This is a genomic window from Chromatium okenii (assembly GCF_002958735.1).
GTDB lineage: Bacteria > Pseudomonadota > Gammaproteobacteria > Chromatiales > Chromatiaceae > Chromatium > Chromatium okenii_A.
In genome coordinates this window covers 150,001-168,053 of sequence record NZ_PPGH01000035.1, presented here as the reverse complement: position 1 = coordinate 168,053, position 18,053 = coordinate 150,001, and the positions used below count along the sequence as shown (strand labels likewise).

Genomic DNA, 18,053 nt, shown 5'->3' with positions numbered 1-18,053 from the left:
GATGGCTGATAAAAAAATGATGAAGGTGAAACTGGTGCGTAGCGCCAGTGGTCGCCTTGAAAAACACAAGGCTTGTGTGCGCGGGCTGGGTCTGCGACGGATGCACCAAGTCGTTGAAGTAGAAGACACACCTTGCACACGCGGCATGGTTAACACCGTGTATTACATGGTGAAAGTCGTAGAGGAGTCCCATGATGCGGCTTAATGATCTGAAACCAGACGAAGGCAGTCGACCTTCAGCCAAGCGCGTCGGACGCGGTATCGGCAGCGGACTGGGCAAAACTTGTGGGCGCGGTCACAAGGGGCAAAAGTCCCGTAAAGGCGGATTTCACAAAGTTGGCTTCGAAGGCGGTCAGATGCCACTTCAACGGCGTCTCCCTAAAGTTGGTTTCCGTTCACGGAAATCGCTGGTGAGTGCTGAAGTGCGTTTAACAGAGCTAAACCGCGTTGAAGGCGACGTGATTGATTTGAAAGCACTGATGGCGGCTGGAATTGTTAATCAGTCGATTAAATTCGCTAAAATCATCGCTTCAGGTGAAGTGGCGCGTGCATTTACCATTCAGGGCGTTGGTATGACCAAGGGTGCCCGAACTGCCATTGAAGCAGCTGGCGGCAAGGTCGAAGAGTAGAATTAATAGGTGCGAATTGGATGGTTAAGAACACAGGTTCTATAGGAAACGCACTGAGCAATACAGGGCAACTAACGGAATTAAAACACCGCTTGTTATTCCTGCTCGGCGCTTTACTGGTTTATCGTATCGGTACCTTTGTTCCAGTCCCCGGTGTTAATCCAGAGGCACTGGCCATCCTTTTCGACCAGCACCAAGGCTCAATCCTAGACATGTTTAACATGTTTTCGGGTGGTGCTTTACAGCGGGCAAGTTTATTTGCGCTTGGTGTGATGCCTTATATTTCGTCATCAATTATTATTCAATTAATGACTTCGGTTATTCCGCATCTTGATCAACTCAAAAAAGAAGGAGAATCAGGACGCCGCCGAATTACCCAATACACACGCTATGGAACCGTGTTTTTAGCAACTTTTCAGGCAATTGGTATCTCGATGGCACTGCAAGGACAAACCGCTGGCGGTTCAGCATTAGTCACTCATGCAGGTGTTGGCTTTATTTTTACTGCTGCTATTTCATTAGTTACTGGAACCATGTTTTTAATGTGGCTGGGTGAACAAATCACTGAACGTGGCATTGGCAACGGCATCTCCATGATTATCTTTGCCGGCATTGTTGCGGGTTTGCCATCAGCACTTGGCGGAACATTAGAACTGGCAAGAACTGGTGAAATGAATTCACTTTCGGTGTTAGCACTATTTGCAATGGCACTTGCAGTAACAGCATTCGTGATTTTCGTTGAACGTGGTCAACGTCGAATTACTGTTAATTATGCGCGTCGTCAGCAGGGACGAAAAATGATGCAGGCGCAAAGTACACATCTGCCATTAAAATTGAACATGGCTGGCGTTATTCCTCCGATTTTTGCGTCGAGCATTCTGTTGTTTCCAGGGACATTAGGGCAATTTTTTGGTGCTAACGAAAATTTGCGTTGGATTGCGACGATCACGTCGAAATTAGCTCCTGGGGAACCGCTTTACGTTTTGTTTTACACAGTTGCTATTGTGTTCTTTTGCTTTTTCTATACTGCTTTGGTATTCAACTCAAAGGAAACAGCAGACAATTTAAAACGTTCTGGCGCCTTCATTCCTGGAATCCGTCCGGGAGAACAAACTGCTCGCTATATTGATGGAGTAATGACGCGACTAACAGTTGCTGGTGCAATTTACATCACGGCAGTTTGTTTATTGCCAGAGTTTTTGATTGTTGGTTATAACGTACCCTTTTATTTTGGTGGGACATCCTTGCTTATTGTGGTTGTTGTTGTGATGGATTTCATGGCTCAAGTTCAAGCGCATCTCGTGTCGCATCAATACGAGGGTTTAATGAAGAAGGCTAACCTGAAATCGCCTAGCGCAGGTATGTTGCGCTAATTGTACGGGCGTTTGAATTAGGAGTTACAGAATGAAAGTGCGTGCATCAGTAAAAAAGTTATGCAGGAATTGCAAAATCATCCGTCGGCATGGAACAGTGCGCGTTATTTGCGCTGATCCTCGCCACAAACAACGTCAAGGTTAGTCTTTTTGATTGACCTGAAAAAAACGTTTGTTATACTGCACGGTTTACCCGTTAAGCTATTAGGACTAAGGGGTTCGTCAACATGGCCCGTATTGCCGGTGTCAATATCCCAGATAAAAAACATGCTGTGATCGCATTAACTGCGATCTATGGTATTGGCCGCACAAGTGCGGGCAAGATTTGCGACGCGGCAGGCATTCCGCGTGAAACTAAAATGCAAAAGCTGACGGAAGAAGAGATAGATCGGCTGCGCAATGAAGTTGCTAAATTCACGGTTGAGGGTGATTTGCGCCGTGAAGTATCGATGAGCATCAAGCGACTGATGGATCTCGGTTGTTATCGAGGCATCCGACATCGGCGCGGATTGCCATTGCGTGGTCAGCGAACCCGCACCAATGCTCGGACTCGTAAAGGGCCGCGCCGTCCGATTAAACGTTAAACATGTTTGATCGCTGCAGATAGCTGGATAATGACGAATGGCTAAACCAATTCGCAACACAAAAAAGAAGGTTAAGAAGCAGGTCGCCGATGGGGTTGCCCACGTTCACGCTTCTTTTAATAACACGATCATCACAATCACAGATCGGCAAGGCAATACGCTGTCTTGGGCAACGTCTGGTGGTTCCGGTTTTCGTGGTTCACGCAAAAGCACTCCTTTTGCAGCACAGGTTGCGGCAGATAAAGCCGGTCAAGCTGTTAAGGAATACGGATTGCGCAACCTCGATGTCAATATCAAAGGGCCTGGACCTGGGCGTGAATCTGCCGTGCGTGCATTGAATAATGCCGGCTTTAAGATCACGAGCATCACTGATGTGACGCCCATTCCTCATAACGGCTGCCGTCCGCCTAAAAAGCGGCGCGTCTGACATCTGACGGTTCAACAGGAAGCAATATGGCACGTTACACAGGCCCAACCTGCAAGCTGGCACGACGTGAAGGTACGGATCTTTCATTAAAGAGCCGCGCTCGTGCATTAGATACGAAATGCAATCTGGAAAAACAACCCGGTCAAACAACTGATCGTCGTCGTCGTCTTTCTGATTACGGTGTACAGCTGCGTGAAAAGCAGAAAGTGCGGCGTATTTACGGTCTGCTAGAAAAGCAATTCCGCAACTATTATAAAAAAGCGGCGCAGAGCAAAGGCGCAACAGGTGAAAACCTATTACAGCTTCTTGAGCGTCGATTGGATAATGTGGTGTTTCGAATGGGATTTGGGGCAACCCGTGCAGAAGCACGTCAATTGGTTAGCCACAAAAGCATTCTAGTTAATGGTCGCATCGTTAATATCGCTTCCTATCAAGTAAGCATAGAAGACCATATTGAAGTCCGCGAGCCAGCAAAGAAGCAGCTGCGTGTTCAAAACGCTTTAGCACTTGCCGAACAATACGGTTTTTCTGATTGGGTCGAAGTTGATACTAAAGGACTGAAAGGCGTTTTTAAGCGTGTTCCAGACCGTTCAGATTTACCGGCCGATATCAATGAGTCGCTGATTGTCGAGCTGTACTCCAAGTAAGGAGTTTCCTGAGAGGCACTGAATGAACGACGCTATTGGCGAGTTTCTAAAACCGCGAAAAGTTGAAGTTGAACTTATTTCTGGCAGCCCGAATCGCGCCAGAATTTCTTTAGAACCACTTGAACGCGGTTTTGGACATACACTTGGGAACGCACTTCGCAGGATATTGCTTTCGTCTATGGATGGATGTGCTGTCACTGAAGTTGAGATTCAGGGTGTGCTCCACGAATACACGACCATTCCCGGCGTTCAAGAAGACGTACTTGAGATTCTCCTTAATCTTAAGCAGTTAGCGATTTCCCTGAAAGGCAAGGATGAAGCAACCTTTACACTGAATAAAAGCAGTTCTGGGACTGTTACTGCCGCTGATATTATGATTGACCATACTGCTGAAATTGCTAATCCCGGGTTAGTAATTGCTAATCTTTCGGAAGGCACTCTCAGTATGGCGTTAACTGTACGGCGTGGAATTGGTTATGAACCAACCACGCAACGTGAACTTGATGTTTCTGAAGATCGACCTATTGGTAAATTACCAATAGACGCCTCTTTCAGTCCAATTCGCCGTGTTGCTATTGAAGTTCAATCTGCACGTGTAGAACAACGTACTGATCTTGATCGTCTCGTCATTGATTTAGAGACCAATGGCACCATTGATCCTCGTGAAGCGATTCAACGCTCTGCGGCGATTTTACGTGACCAATTATCCAGTTTTATTGCGCTGGAAGGCACGAGTCCGTTAGAAGATCAAATGCCAGAGATTCGTGAAGAATCGCCTTATGATCCAATTCTGCTGCGCCCAGTTGATGATCTTGAATTGACAGTACGCTCTGCGAATTGCTTGAAAGCAGAAAACATTTATCTGATTGGCGATTTAATTCAGCGCACTGAAGTTGAACTTCTAAAAACCCCTAATTTGGGAAAGAAGTCTCTAACAGAAATTAAAGACGTATTAGCAACTCGTGGCTTGTCATTAGGGATGCGTCTTGAAAATTGGCCGCCTGAAAATCGCTGAACTCAGTATTCGGTAACAAACTTCGCTGTGGCAGTCATATCAGATGACTGTCACGTATGTGAATTTCGACTATAAAAGAACCTTGGAATTATCATCATGCGTCACCGCAAAGCTGGAAGACAACTTAATCGCACTAGTTCGCACCGCGAAGCAATGTTTCGCAATATGTCTGCTTCGCTGTTTCGTCATGAGCTAATTAAAACCACTTTACCGAAAGCAAAAGAGTTACGGCGAATTGCGGAACCCTTAATCACTTTAGCAAAAGTTGATTCTGTACATACGCGGCGTTTAGCATTTGCGCGGTTGCGTGATAAAGCCATCATTGGCAAACTCTTTGTTGAATTGGGCACGCGCTATCAGGATCGCCCAGGTGGCTATTTGCGGATTCTTAAATGTGGTTATCGTGCGAGTGATGCGGCGCCGATGGCTTATGTTGAACTTGTCGGTCGTCCTGCAACTGCGGTTGCCGTTGAGGATGATGAAGATTGAATAGTGTTTAACCGCGTAATCTAAAATTGATTGCGGTTTTTACTATGTTGCAACCGAATTAACTTCGGGTATACTATTTATTAACAGTAGTTAATAAAAAATTGACTGTTATTGTTTGGGTCGTTAGCTCAGTTGGTAGAGCAGTGGACTCTTAATCCATCGGTCGTAGGTTCGAATCCTACACGACCCACCATTAAATAAAAGCACCCTGATATTATCAACCAGTAATATCAGGGTGTTTTTGTTTGTGCATTTAATCAACCGCTTTGCAACACCTGATCTCTGTATAATCACTGCATTTCTGTTTTGAATTTCAATCCATGAGCACGCTTACAGAGCAACTTGAAAAACGCCGCACTTTTGCCATTATTTCCCATCCTGATGCTGGCAAAACCACGCTCACCGAAAAACTGCTGTTATTCGGTGGTGCCATTCAGCTTGCCGGCACAGTTAAAGGACGCAAAGCAGCGCGTCATGCACATCTGATTGGATGGCATTAGAAAAAGAACGTGGAATTTCAGTGACGTCTTCGGTGATGCAATTTCCCTATGGCGATGCCATTATCAATTTACTCGATACGCCGGGACATGAAGATTTTTCTGAAGATACCTATCGCACTTGACCGCAGTTGATTCGGCGTTAATGGTGATTGATGTCGCTAAAGGCGTCGAAGAACGCACTATCAAATTGATGGAAGTGTGTCGTTTACGCAATACGCCAATTCTAACTTTTGTGAATAAACTCGACCGTGAAGGGCGCGATGCTATTGAAGTGCTCGACGAAATTGAAAATATCCTGAAAATTAAATGCTCACCTGTGACTTGGCCGATTGGAATGGGTAAACGATTTAAAGGTGTATTCGATTTACGCTCCGGTCGTACCCATTTATTTAGTGCGCAACATGGTGGGCGTATTGCCGAAGGTGAAGTTATTGAAGGTCTTGACAATCCGCGCATGGACGCTGTACTCGGCGATCAAGCGCAGGAATTGCGCGATGAAATGGAGCTGGTGCAGGGCGCGAGTCACCCGTTAAATCTCGATGATTATCTTGCTGGCAAACAGACGCCAGTATTTTTCGGTTCTGCAATCAATAACTTCGGTGTGCGCGAACTGCTCGACGCTTTTGTGGAATACGCGCCGCCGCCGCGCCCGCGCCAAACGCGCCAGCGATTTGTTGATCCTGCCGAAACTGCGTTCACTGGTTTTGTATTCAAAATTCAAGCCAATATGGACCCCGCCCACCGCGATCGTGTCGCATTTTGCGTGTTTGTTCAGGCAGTTATCAAAAAGGCATGAAGATGCGGCATGTGCGCATTGGCAAAACGGTTCAGGTCGCCAACGCCATTACGTTTCAGGCTGATGAGCGTCGTCAGGTCGAAGATGCGTGGCCAGGCGACATTATTGGATTACATAATCACGGCACGATTCAGATTGGCGACACATTCACTGAAACTGAGGAATTGAAATACGAAGGCGTTCCTTATTTCGCGCCGGAATTATTTCGTCGTGTCGTATTGCGTGATCCACTGCGTACCAAAGCATTGCAAAAAGGTGTCGTACAGCTTTCTGAAGAAGGCGCAACGCAAGTCTTTCGCCCATTAAAAAATAACGATTTAATTCTGGGTGCGGTTGGTATTTTGCAATTCGATGTCGCAGCGTATCGGCTTAAAGATGAATACGGCGTCGATGCGTTTGTGGAAGCAGTGAGCGTGAAAACAGCACGCTGGATTGTGTGTGAAGATGCCAAAATGCTGGAGCGATTTAAAGAAAAGAATTATGAAAATTTGGCATTGGATGGTGACGAACAGCTTGTTTATCTTGCGCCAACGCGAGTTAATCTGAGTCTGGCGGAAGAACGTTGGCCGGAAGTGCGGTTTCTCGCTACCCGCGATCTGTAATTTTCATCGCATCATCAACCGAGGATGACGCCCGTGACTGAACATTCCACTGATAAATTGGTTCAGGCTTATGAGCAAATGCTCAAGCAGACCCACGCAACCATTGAGCGGGCGCAGCAGGAATCGCTGCCACGTTTCCGCGAGTTGCTCGAACAAAGCCGCGACAACATGGTGGCACTTGGCGAATTAACCCGCGAAGAAGCGGATAAAGTTTCCGATTACATCAAACGCGATATTGAAGATGCAGCCAGCTACATCGTTGAAACTGGTCAGGAAATGCGTGACTGGTGGCGATTTGATTTGCAACTGATGGAAAAACGAATGCTCGACATGTTTACGCAGGTCGCTGACCAAACCAGTGTGCAGCTGGCGCAATGGGCAGAAAACGCTCGGCAAATGAGCCTGTATCAAGCGGGAGAAATCACCGGGCCTGGGACGTTGATTTGCGACCGCTGCGGTGCTGCGACCCATTTTGTTAAAGCTGGGCGCATCCCAGCTTGTGCGGATTGCGGCAACACAGGCTTTCGGCGGCATAGTGAACACGCTGATAAATCAATATAAATAGTCACTTAGCGACATCGTTATTCAATAACACTGCGCAAAGAGTCACATTCATGTCTACCAACTGTATTTTGCTCGGCGTCAATATCGATCATGTCGCCACCATCCGCCAAGCTCGCGGTACACGTTATCCTGAGCCGATTCAAGCTGCGCTGGTTGCGGAACAGGCAGGCGCAGATGCGATTACGCTGCATCTGCGTGAAGATCGCCGCCACATTCAAGATCGCGATGTGTTGCTGTTGCGCGACATTTTGCACACGCGCATGAATCTGGAAATGGCGGCAACTGCCGAAATGGGTGTGCTGGCGTGTCAATTAAAACCGGCGGATGTGTGTTTAGTTCCCGAACGTCGGGCGGAATTAACGACGGAAGGCGGTTTAGATGTTGCAGCAAATCAGGCCTATCTGACTGATTTTTGTGCAAATCTTGCTGATGCGGGAGTACGTGTTTCGCTGTTTATTGATGCCGACCTGCGCCAACTGGATGCAGCGCAGGCAATTGGTGCGCCGGTGGTTGAGATTCACACGGGACAATATGCAGATGCGTCTTCACCGCAGGCACGAGCGACGGAACTGTTGCGTATTCGCAACGCAGTTGTCCACGGTCAAACGCTCGCTCTTCAAGTCAATGCGGGTCACGGTCTTGATTATCATAATGTGAGCGCCGTCGCCGCAATTGCCGGTTTACGCGAGTTGAATATCGGCCATTCCATTATTGCCCGCGCCTTATTTACTGGTTTAGATCAAGCAGTGCGTGAAATGAAACGCCTTATCAATCCTATTTAAAATATAGTCGCTCGCTATTAATAACGAGCGACTATTTTTTGTATCACTTAAACCCGGGTTTACGCACTCCCAAAACAGTTAATCCCGCTAATCCCATTAGCGTCGCTTGCTCATCATCGGTTAATGGACGCCAATTGCCAGTAAATAACCGTCGTCCCAATTCAATGTTGCCATAACGAATACGAATGAGTCGGCTCACGGTACAGCCCGCTGCTTCCCATAATCGCCGCACTTCACGATTGCGACCTTCGCGCAATGTCACATGAAACCAATGATTTGCGCCTGTTCCACCTTGATCGCTCACACGATCAAACTTGGCTAATCCGTCTTCTAATTCAATTCCAGTGGTAAGTCGTTCTAATGTATTAGGCGGAAGTTCGCCGAGAATGCGCACTGCGTATTCGCGTTCAATTTCGCCTGATGGATGCATTAAACGATTCGCCAGTTCGCCATCAGTAGTGAATAGAATAATTCCTGAGGTATTGATGTCTAGCCGACCAACAGCGATCCAGCGCCCATCTTTAGGACGCGGCAAGCGCCGAAATACCGTGGCGCGTTCTTCAGGATCACGGCGCGTCACCAATTCACCTTCCGGTTTGTGATAAGCAATGATTTGCGGCGGAGTATCGCGCTGGCGTTTGAGTTTGACATCGCGGCTATCAATGCGAATGCGGTCGGTGCTGGTCGCTCGATCGCCGAGTTTGGCGAGATTGCCATTCACGCGCACTCGCCCTTCGATAATCCAACGTTCAACCTCACGGCGCGAGCCAAGACCGGCTTCAGCCAGCAGTTTTTGGAGCCTCACGGCTTCCTCAGTGGTACGTAATGGCGGTGAACGGCGCTCATGTTTCATTGATTGATTCCTAATTAAACTCGAATTTTGAGCGCATTATGCGCTTCTGCCCGCGAGTGACCTATTGGCATCGAAAACATCAGCCGTCGTTTCTGCATTCACAACACGCAGAGCCGTATTTTTTTAGCAACAGCCTAATGGCAAGATTCATACATTATTGGCTTGATTCACACGGCTATTCAGCTACACTTTGCCGGTGTTAGCAGTGCGGAAACATCTGGCACTGCCACCTAAATTACAGAGTAGGAATTTCCGATGAAAACGCTCATTCATATTGGTTTCAGTTTGTTTTTTTTATGTTCTATCACGACAGCTAATGCTCAAACCACATTGGGTGGATATACCGATAAATCAGCGATTTGTGCGGATGAAAAACAGGCAGGAGTAATTGCTGGTGATGCAGTGGGCTATTTGCGTGGTATTGGCGAAGGAACAACAACGGGCACTGCGCAATGTTTCTCTGATCCGCAAAGCTGCAATATCACGCTCGCTTCTTGCATTCCCGCTGCGGTCTACGGCGAAACTGAACCGAATGACAACATGATTGCTGCCGATCCGTTGCTACCCAACACGAGTTTTTGGGGACAAAATTACAGCGTAAATGACCAAGATTGGTTTTATACCGAAACTACAACTGCTAATCAAAATATGTTGATTACATTTAAGTCAAGTGGAGATTTAGCGGGTTGGTTAATTACAATACGCGATGCTGCCGGTAGTATTTTTGCGACCTTTGATACCGCAGTTGCTGGTGAAGTGCCAACCAATGAAACCGATCAAGCAAGAACTTATCGCGTGACTTTAGGGTTAATTGGAACCTACTACATTATGATACAACCAAAAGACGCTAAAGATAATTTTGCACCTTATTCAATCGCGGCAGTTTTACAAGACAGCGGATTAGGAACTACACAACCAGTTGTTGGTTTTGTTGATGCAGAAATGGAACCGAATGATGTACCCAGCAAATCTAATCCATTAGCACCCAGCGTTAGCATGTATGGTGTGATTAATTTAATGTTTAATGGTGTGGTGGCACAAGGTGATCAATTCGTTTGGGGACAAGGTGAGCCAGATTGGTATGTTTTTAGTTCGCCGGGTAATGAAATTGTAGATTTAACGTTTTGTGCTAAAGAAAAGTGCGGTCCCGGAAGCTGGTTTGTTGAAATCTATGACGAAGCAACAGCAAAACAATTAGAAGCAGGTCAACCCCGCGAAACGCTTTATCCGTTATTAGCCGTAAATACCGACACTGGCGATCAGGAAGCTGCTAATTATCGCTTTGGATTGAAAAATCCCGGCTTGTATTACATGCAAGTTTTTCACAAACGGTTGTTTTCTGCGCCCTGCGCAGTTTACCAAGCTGACGTAAATGGTGATGGAGGCTATGACCAGTATTGCAGTTGCAGCGGTGGTGATTATTCATGTAAAACTGATATTGTAAATCCCGCAGGTTTAATTGATGTACCACAATATCCCACTTGCCCGGGATCAACTGATAAATCGGCAACCTGTCTTGTAAAATGCAAATGTGATGCAACAGATGTTAATGGTGCAGCAATTGGTTGTATTACAGATGGGCATGATCCAATTCAATGTGCGTGTCCATTTAATTTAGCGAGTTGCGACATTACGATTCCCAATCCACAAGAGCCAGTTCCAACTCTGCAATATCCGTTATGTCCTGACGGTACTGGTGGTGGTGATAAAGCAACCTGCGCAGTAAATTGCCAATGCACAGAATTTGGCGGAACAGTGGAAGTTCCTGATGGTGCAATTACTTCTCAATACAACTTCACTTGGTTTAGCACCCAACTGCCGCCGAATACCTACGACACCGATGCGTATAAAGAATTTCTGAATCGTTCAAATCCGTATCAATAAGTCAGATTTGAATACGCCAATAAACCCCGCGATGTTGCGGGGTTTGGTTATCCACGAATAACAGAATTTTAAACAATAGCATGACTCAACTCACTGCAATTACTCCAGATGCTTTCGCGCAGCGCAATTGGCAACGCTACAACAGCTACGCCTTTGCTGCGCATTTGCATTTCATTCCGGCGCTGGTCACTGAATTGAGCAAATTAGTCCCAGCATTACCGCTTGGTTTTATTCAACATGAAGCGCAGTTTCAATTGGTTGCATTGACTGCGCTGCAACCTGATAGTAATTTATTCGTTGCACCCGATGGGCGCTGGCTAGCGGGTTATGTTCCGGCATTGCTGCGCAGTCATCCATTTGGTTTAGCGCGACCGGAAGGCGGCACGGAAGCAGTACTGTGTATTGATGAAGCGAGCGGTTTAATTGTGGCTGCGGGCGCTGGTGAAGCATTTTTTGAAGAAGATGGACAGCCAGCGCAAAGTATTAAAGATGTAATGAATTTTTTAGCGCGAGTTGAGCATGATCGCCTATTAACGCAAAAAACAGTTGATGCACTGCAATCTGCGAATTTAATTCAACCATGGGCGCTCACAGTTAAACACAATGAAGCCGCAATACAAGTTTCAGGTATTTATCGAGTTGATGAAGCCACGCTTAATACTCTTGATGAAACTGCATGGTTGGCATTGCGTCGCAGCGCCGCATTACCAGTTGCTTACGCGCAATTGTTTTCAATGAATCAAATTGGCGTATTAGAACAAGCTAGCGTTACTCAAAAGCAATTGCGCAGTGCGCCACCGCCGCCATCACCACTGTTTCGCCAGCCCACCCCCACGTTGAAAGACATTGGTTTTTCATTCAGTGCTGAGGAAACGCTGCGTTTTGACTGGGAATAAGTTGTTGCGCCCATTCGCTTTCGTTAATTCTGCATGGCAGCAGCGAATGCTGTTAAGTGATTTGGTACGCCGCGATATTGCGAGTCGTTATCGAGGTTCTGCTTTTGGTGTATTGTGGTCACTGCTAACACCGATGTTAATGCTAGCAATTTACACTTTTGTATTCAGTGTTATTTTCAAAGCACGTTGGGACAGCGCCGACGCCAGCCGCATTTATTTCGCTACCAATTTATTTGCCGGAATGATCGTACACGGGCTGCTGGCGGAATGTCTGCAACGTGCACCGCTATTGATTTTGCAAAACGTCAACTACGTCAAGCGCGTCGTTTTTCCATTGGAATTGCTGTGCTGGGTCAGTTTAGGATCGGCATTATTTCACGCGCTTATTAGCCTTATCGTGCTGCTGCTATTCTTTCTTATTTCAAACGGTTATTTGCCATTGACTGCGCCCTTGGTATTATTGATTTGGCTACCGCTGGCGCTATTAACGTTGGGATTGTCGTGGCTGCTTGCATCGCTGGGTGTATTTCTGCGCGACATTTCGCAAATCATGGGATCGGTGACAACTATTTTAATGTTTCTCAGTCCAGTATTTTATCCAGCAACTGCGCTGCCGGAATCATTTCGCACTTTGCTATATCTCAATCCATTAACTTTTTTTATTGAGCAAACGCGCAACGTTTTAATTATTGGTATTGCGCCGAATTGGTCGCAGTGGCTATTGGCGCTGGCGCTGGGAATGATGATAGCAATGGCAGGTTTTGCGTGGTTTCAGAAATCACGACGGGGATTTGCTGATGTGCTCTGAATTGGCAATTTGCGTCGAACATTTAAGCAAGTGTTATCAAATTTATGACCGCCCGCAGGATCGGCTCAAGCAATCGCTGTGGCGCGGACGCCGCAAATTCTTTCGTGAATTCTGGGCGTTACGCGATCTTTCGTGCACCTTGCGACGCGGCGAAACCGTCGGCGTGATTGGACGCAACGGCTCCGGCAAGTCCACGTTATTACAGATGATTTGCGGCACGTTAACGCCGACTGCCGGCACGATTCATGTCAATGGACGAGTCGCGGCGTTGCTCGAACTCGGCGCGGGTTTTAATCCTGAATTTACCGGGCGCGAAAATGTGCGGATGAATGCCGCGTTACTGGGATTAACGCCGAGCGAAATTGACGCCCGTTTGCCCGCAATTCTCGCGTTCGCCGACATTGATGATTTTGTTGACCAACCGGTTAAAACCTATTCCAGCGGAATGTTTGTGCGGCTGGCATTTGCCGTAATTGCGCATGTTGACGCCGACATTCTTATTATTGATGAAGCACTGGCAGTTGGTGACGGGTTTTTTACCCAGAAATGTATGCGGTTTCTGCGCGAATTTCGGGAAACTGGAACACTATTATTTGTCAGTCACGACATTAGCGCCGTGCTCAATTTATGCGATCGGGCACTGTGGTTGGAGCGCGGAACACTGCGGCAAGAAGGCACAGCAAAAATCGTTTGTGAAGCCTATCTTGCTGATATTTCTGATCAACAGCGGCGCGAGTTAGGCGTGAACAGCGTCGCAGCGCCAGCGCCCAAACTGCCAACTCCACCGCGTCCAACCTTGCCGCCGGTCGATCAACGCCTGCCTTATCTCAACCACAGTCGCTTCCGCAATGACATTGAACTGTTTGATTTTCAACCCGATGCCGCAGCACATGGCACAGGCGGCGCACGAGTCATTGACGTGGTGCTTGCCGATGAACACGGCGCAACTTTGAGCTGGGCGGTCGGCGGTCACACGGTGCAATTAATGGTCGTGGTCGAGGCATTAATTGCGATGGAGCGCGTTATTGTCGGCTTTTTTGTTAAAGACCGGCTGGGACAAATGCTATTTGGCGACAACACTTTTTTAACTCGCGCTGACAATCCGCTGGCGGTCAACGCCGGTGAACGGTTTGAAGCGAAGTTTTTATTTGCGCTGCCAATTTTACCACCGGGCGAGTATTCAATTGACATCGGCGTTGCCGAAGGCGTACAGGCAGCGCACATTCATCATCATTGGGCGCACGACGCGCTATTGTTTCGCGCCCACACCAGCAGCGTAACCACCGGTTTGGTGGGAATTCCAATGCTACAGATTGCATTGGAACGCCTCAGTTAATTATTCACAGTTCATCATTCATGTCACATCATTATCATCGCCATTTCAATCCAGCCGCTAACGATTCACTCGCTCAACTTGCGCGTTTCATTCACTTTGGATCGGAAGTACTTGATTTAGGTGCTGGCCCGGGTGTGCTGGCAACATATCTTGCGACTGAATGCGGCTGCGCAGTAGATGGAATTGAGTTGAATCCAACCGCAGCGCAAGTTGGGCAATTGGCATTTCGGTCATTGTGGGTGGCAGATTTAAACCAAACTGATCCAGCAACATTGGTCGGGGCGGCGCGTTATGACGCGATTATTTGTGCTGATATTTTGGAACATTTAATCGCGCCAGCACTTTTATTAAAACAAATTAGCGGATTATTAAAACCGGAAGGGCAATTGTTGCTGTCAGTACCAAATGTCGCCCACGCAGGGTTGATCGCGGAATTGATAAACGGCGAATGGCGTTACCGCGAAGAAGGATTGCTGGATCAAACGCACCTGCGTTTTTTCACCCGCGCCACGCTGGAGCGGCTATTGCGTGAATGCGGCTGGGACATCGTGCATTTCGACCGAGTGCTCGTGCCGATTGAAGATAGCGAATTTTCGCCGGTGATTTTGGACAATTTAGCGGCGCCAGTACGCGATTATTTATTAACGAATGCAGATGCAGACACTTATCAATTCATTGTCGTCTGCCAATTGGCAGCCAGCCAACCATCAATAGCGGCAATAACCGACGAGTTGAATGCTGCGAATTTGCCGATTGATGTGATCATTCCGGTTTATGCCAATTTCGCGCTGACGCAACGTTGTATTGAAAGTGTGTTATCTGCGCCAGTGAAAACGCCGTTTGAATTAATCGTGATTGATGACGCCAGCCCCGAACCGGAGCTGCGCGAGTGGTTGCGCCAGCTTACTGCGCATAATCAATTCACTTTATTAGAAAATGAAGAAAATGTTGGCTACGTCGTTTCCGTCAATCGCGGCATGGCGTTGCATCCCGACCGCGATGTCGTGTTGCTGAATAGCGACACTGAAGTTGCCAACGATTGGCTCGACCGCCTTCGTGCTGCTGCGTACCTCGCGCCAGATGTCGGCACCGTCACACCGTTCGCCAATAGCGGCGCGACGATTTGCAGTTACCCGTTGTTTTGCCAAGATAATCCGCTGCCAAATGGCTGGGACGTTGCTGCGCTCGATGCGCTGCTAGCGAGCGTCAACGCCGGCGCTGGCGTCGATTTGCCGACTTCAGTCGGTTATTGCACCTACATTCGCCGCGCTTGTTTGGCGCAAGTCGGGCTGTTTGACGCGGTTGCGTTCGGGCACGGTTACGGCGAAGAAAACGATTTCAGCCTGCGGGCGCACTATCGCGGCTGGCGACATCGGCTGGCGGCTGACGTGTTCGTACTGCATCACGGCGGCGTCAGTTTTGGCGCGGAGAAAGCCGAGCGCATCGCGCAGGCGCAAATCACCGTCCGCGAACGTCATCCCGCCTACGATTTAATGGTTGCAGCACATATTCGCCACGATCCGGCGCGTGAATTGCGCAACCGCGTCAGTTGGCAACGGCTGGCGCGGTCGCCGCTGCCGCGTCTGTTATTTATCAGCCACGATCTCGGCGGTGGCGTGGAGCGACATCTCCGCGAGCTGGCGCAATGGCTTGAATCCACAGCAGAAGTGCTGGTGTTGCGCCCGGACGGTGACGACGGTTTAACGCTCAACTGGCAGCGACGCGGCGAGGACGCCAGCCTGAATTTTCAGCGCCAGCAGGATTTTCCGCGTTTGCGTTCACTGCTGCGGGCGCTGCGCATCAGCCGCATCCACATTCAACATTTGCTCGGCATTGCGGACGTTGCGCAGCAAATTTTAGACGCGCTCAACGTACCTTACGATTTGACTGTGCACGATTTTTTCTTCATTTGTCCACGCATCACGCTGATGCACAGCGCCGGTTATTTTTGCGATCAACCGCTGGAAGCCGAATGCACTCGCTGTTTGGCGATGGATCGGCTGGCGCGGAGTCGGGACATTGTGGCGTGGCGAGCGGAGCAGGAACGCTGGCTGCGCGGCGCAGCGCGAGTGCTCGCGCCCAGCCACGACAGCGCCAGCCGTCTTCAGCGAATTTGGTCGACATTGGAAGTGCGGATTGCTGCACACGATCAACTGCTCAAACCCAGCGATTTTCCGCCGCCAAATCCTCGGCATTGGCATTCCGAAATGCAGCGGCGCGTGGTTGTGCTCGGTCAATTATCAGCGGCGAAAGGTTTGAATTTATTGGTTGAATGCGCAAAAGATGCTGCACAGCGCCAGTTACCACTGGAGTTCCATCTACTCGGCGAACCGCTGGAGCCAGTGCCGTCGTCCGCCGAGATTCCGCTATTTGTGCACGGCGCGTATGCCGAGACGGAATTGCTGGCGCGGCTGCATTTTTTAGCGCCGCATTTGGCGTGGTTTCCGGCGCAGTGCCCGGAAACATGGAGTTACACCCTCAGCGCCTGTCTCGCTGCTGGCTTGCCAGTAGTCGCGCCAACTCTCGGTGCATTTCCCGAACGGCTGGCGACGCGAACCGATGCGACGCTGCTGCCACTTGGTTTGAGTGCGGCAGCGATTAACGAACGGCTGCTGCAAATTGTCAGTCCGTCCCAACTCAGCGCCGACGTTCCCACTGGCAACTGCCAACTGCTAACTGACAACTTTTTTTACCAAACCGACTATTTCCTGCCGCGCAGCGCGATTCCAACTCCGCGCTGGGAACCGGGCGCACCGTTGCTTGCAGCAGAATTACTGATTGATCGCAGTCCGCGTCCGCGCCCGTTCGCACTGTGGCAAAGCAGCGGTCAACCGCTCGCTGACCAACTCGTGCGCCTGCGCGATGCCAATATTGCGCTGCACGGCGGGTTAGCAGAACGCGATGCCGTTATTTCTCAACAACTTGCCGATGCGGATCGCGCTTGGCGTGAGTTGGCAAACCATCGCGATCGCACGCATACGCTGCTGGCGCACCACCGCGCTGAATTAAATGACGTCATTGCGCAATCTCGCGCCGAGCGGGAGGAACTGCTGGCGCACCATCGCACCGAGCTGGGCGATGTGATCGGACAACATCGCACTGAACATGTTGAATTAACAGCGGAAGTAGCGCGGCGTGATGCTGAAATTGCGCAAATTTACCGTTCACGGTCGTGGCGACTGACGCGACCGGTGCGCGGTTTGGGGCGGGCATTGCGGGCAACTCGAGCAGATTGGGTGGCGATGTTGCAACGCATTTGGCAGCGGTTGCCAGTTCCGACTGCAGCGCGGTATCGGTTGAAAAGCGCGATATTTCGTGCCGCTGCGCCGCTGTTTCGCGGAACGACTGCATATACCGCGTGGATCGAGCAATCCCGCTGGGCGGAACAATCCCCGTTAATCTCGCCGCTTCAACAAATGGACGCCGCGCCGCTGGTAAAAAATCTGCGCATTGCTGGTGGCAACGCCATAACGCCGCAAGTGTCGGTAATTATTCCGGTTTTTAACAAACTTGATTACACGCTGGCATGTTTAGATTCGATTGCAGAACAGTTGCCGCAAGTGGCAATTGAAGTGTTAGTGATTGACGATGGTTCGAGCGATGACACCGAGCGCGAGCTTTCCGCCCGCGACGACATTCGTTATCTGCGCAATCCGCACAATCTCGGTTTTGTCGGCTCTTGCAATCGCGCTGCTGCCGAGGCGCGAGGTGAGTTTTTATTCTTTCTCAATAACGACACGGTGGTTTTGAGCGGCTGGCTAGATGCGCTGGTGCAGACTTTCGTTGATTTTCCTGATGCTGGTTTAGTTGGCAGCAAACTGATTTATCCTGACGGACGATTACAGGAAGCGGGCGGCATTATTTGGGC

The 18,053-nt window shown here is 49.0% G+C and carries 16 protein-coding genes, 1 tRNA gene and 2 pseudogenes (1 of these 19 running past the window's edge); 18 read left to right on the top strand and 1 reads right to left on the bottom strand.

From position 1 onward, the window contains the following. Window position 1 precedes the first annotated feature (1 nt). The 13 genes and pseudogenes from rpmD to pdxJ all read left to right on the top strand — a co-directional run bounded on the left by rpmD (window position 2) and on the right by pdxJ (window position 8,408). On the top strand, window positions 2-205 hold the full coding sequence (gene rpmD, locus CXB77_RS08990; RefSeq protein WP_105073618.1) for a 50S ribosomal protein L30: 204 nt from the start codon (window positions 2-4) through the stop codon (window positions 203-205). Beyond that, window positions 195-629 carry a 50S ribosomal protein L15 gene (rplO, locus tag CXB77_RS08985; protein WP_105074010.1) on the top strand — a complete coding sequence of 145 codons (435 nt, stop codon included), beginning with the start codon at window positions 195-197 and terminating at the stop codon, window positions 627-629. The genes rpmD and rplO overlap by 11 nt, the downstream gene beginning before the upstream one ends. Before the next feature lie 20 nt (window positions 630-649). Then, the gene (secY, locus tag CXB77_RS08980; RefSeq protein WP_105073617.1) at window positions 650-2,002 is read left to right on the top strand and encodes a preprotein translocase subunit SecY; all 1,353 of its coding nucleotides are present in this window, start codon (window positions 650-652) and stop codon (window positions 2,000-2,002) included. A 31-nt stretch (window positions 2,003-2,033) separates the two neighbouring features. Next, complete coding sequence (rpmJ, locus tag CXB77_RS08975; protein ID WP_105073616.1) at window positions 2,034-2,147, top strand: 50S ribosomal protein L36; 114 nt, start codon at window positions 2,034-2,036, stop codon at window positions 2,145-2,147. An 82-nt stretch (window positions 2,148-2,229) separates the two neighbouring features. Then, a complete protein-coding gene (rpsM, locus tag CXB77_RS08970) occupies window positions 2,230-2,586 on the top strand; it encodes a 30S ribosomal protein S13 (protein WP_105073615.1) in 357 nt (118 codons plus the stop codon). A 37-nt stretch (window positions 2,587-2,623) separates the two neighbouring features. Then, window positions 2,624-3,013 carry a 30S ribosomal protein S11 gene (gene rpsK / locus CXB77_RS08965; protein ID WP_105073614.1) on the top strand — a complete coding sequence of 130 codons (390 nt, stop codon included), beginning with the start codon at window positions 2,624-2,626 and terminating at the stop codon, window positions 3,011-3,013. Window positions 3,014-3,039: 26 nt separating this feature from the next. Then, window positions 3,040-3,660, top strand: a complete 621-nt coding sequence (gene rpsD, locus CXB77_RS08960; protein ID WP_105073613.1) for a 30S ribosomal protein S4 — start codon at window positions 3,040-3,042, stop codon at window positions 3,658-3,660. A gap of 22 nt (window positions 3,661-3,682) precedes the next feature. Continuing rightward, window positions 3,683-4,691, top strand: a pseudogene (locus CXB77_RS08955) (DNA-directed RNA polymerase subunit alpha). Between the two features lie 80 nt (window positions 4,692-4,771). Continuing rightward, entirely contained in the window at window positions 4,772-5,164 is a 393-nt protein-coding gene (gene rplQ / locus CXB77_RS08950; protein ID WP_105073611.1) for a 50S ribosomal protein L17, read from the top strand. Between the two features lie 117 nt (window positions 5,165-5,281). Continuing rightward, a tRNA-Lys gene (locus CXB77_RS08945) sits at window positions 5,282-5,357 on the top strand. 127 nt (window positions 5,358-5,484) lie between these two features. Then, window positions 5,485-7,062, top strand: a pseudogene (locus CXB77_RS08940) (peptide chain release factor 3). Window positions 7,063-7,086: 24 nt separating this feature from the next. Next, window positions 7,087-7,623, top strand: a complete 537-nt coding sequence (locus CXB77_RS08935; RefSeq protein ID WP_105073610.1) for a zinc ribbon-containing protein — start codon at window positions 7,087-7,089, stop codon at window positions 7,621-7,623. A gap of 53 nt (window positions 7,624-7,676) precedes the next feature. Beyond that, the gene (gene pdxJ / locus CXB77_RS08930; protein ID WP_105073609.1) at window positions 7,677-8,408 is read left to right on the top strand and encodes a pyridoxine 5'-phosphate synthase; all 732 of its coding nucleotides are present in this window, start codon (window positions 7,677-7,679) and stop codon (window positions 8,406-8,408) included. A gap of 43 nt (window positions 8,409-8,451) precedes the next feature. Here the strand turns inward: pdxJ and rluB are convergent, their stop codons facing one another. Further along, window positions 8,452-9,261, bottom strand: coding sequence for a 23S rRNA pseudouridine(2605) synthase RluB (gene rluB, locus CXB77_RS08925; protein WP_105073608.1), 810 nt, complete (start codon window positions 9,259-9,261; stop codon window positions 8,452-8,454). Between the two features lie 255 nt (window positions 9,262-9,516). On the opposite strand from rluB, the gene CXB77_RS08920 reads away from it, so the two are divergent. The 5 genes from CXB77_RS08920 to CXB77_RS08900 all read left to right on the top strand — a co-directional run. Continuing rightward, complete coding sequence (locus tag CXB77_RS08920) at window positions 9,517-11,145, top strand: hypothetical protein (RefSeq protein WP_105073607.1); 1,629 nt, start codon at window positions 9,517-9,519, stop codon at window positions 11,143-11,145. An 80-nt stretch (window positions 11,146-11,225) separates the two neighbouring features. Beyond that, entirely contained in the window at window positions 11,226-12,041 is an 816-nt protein-coding gene (locus CXB77_RS08915) for a SapC family protein (protein ID WP_105073606.1), read from the top strand. Window positions 12,042-12,045: 4 nt separating this feature from the next. Further along, window positions 12,046-12,849, top strand: a complete 804-nt coding sequence (locus tag CXB77_RS08910; RefSeq protein WP_242445590.1) for an ABC transporter permease — start codon at window positions 12,046-12,048, stop codon at window positions 12,847-12,849. After that, window positions 12,839-14,185 (top strand): ABC transporter ATP-binding protein, encoded by a 1,347-nt coding sequence (locus tag CXB77_RS08905; protein ID WP_105073605.1) that lies wholly within the window; start codon window positions 12,839-12,841, stop codon window positions 14,183-14,185. The genes CXB77_RS08910 and CXB77_RS08905 overlap by 11 nt, the downstream gene beginning before the upstream one ends. Window positions 14,186-14,205: 20 nt before the next feature. After that, a protein-coding gene (locus CXB77_RS08900) for a glycosyltransferase (protein ID WP_105073604.1) crosses the window boundary here: on the top strand, window positions 14,206-18,053 show its 5' portion. The gene runs 1,507 nt beyond the window's last position; 3,848 of the gene's 5,355 nt are visible here — the first part of the coding sequence; the start codon lies at window positions 14,206-14,208; its stop codon lies off the right edge, out of view.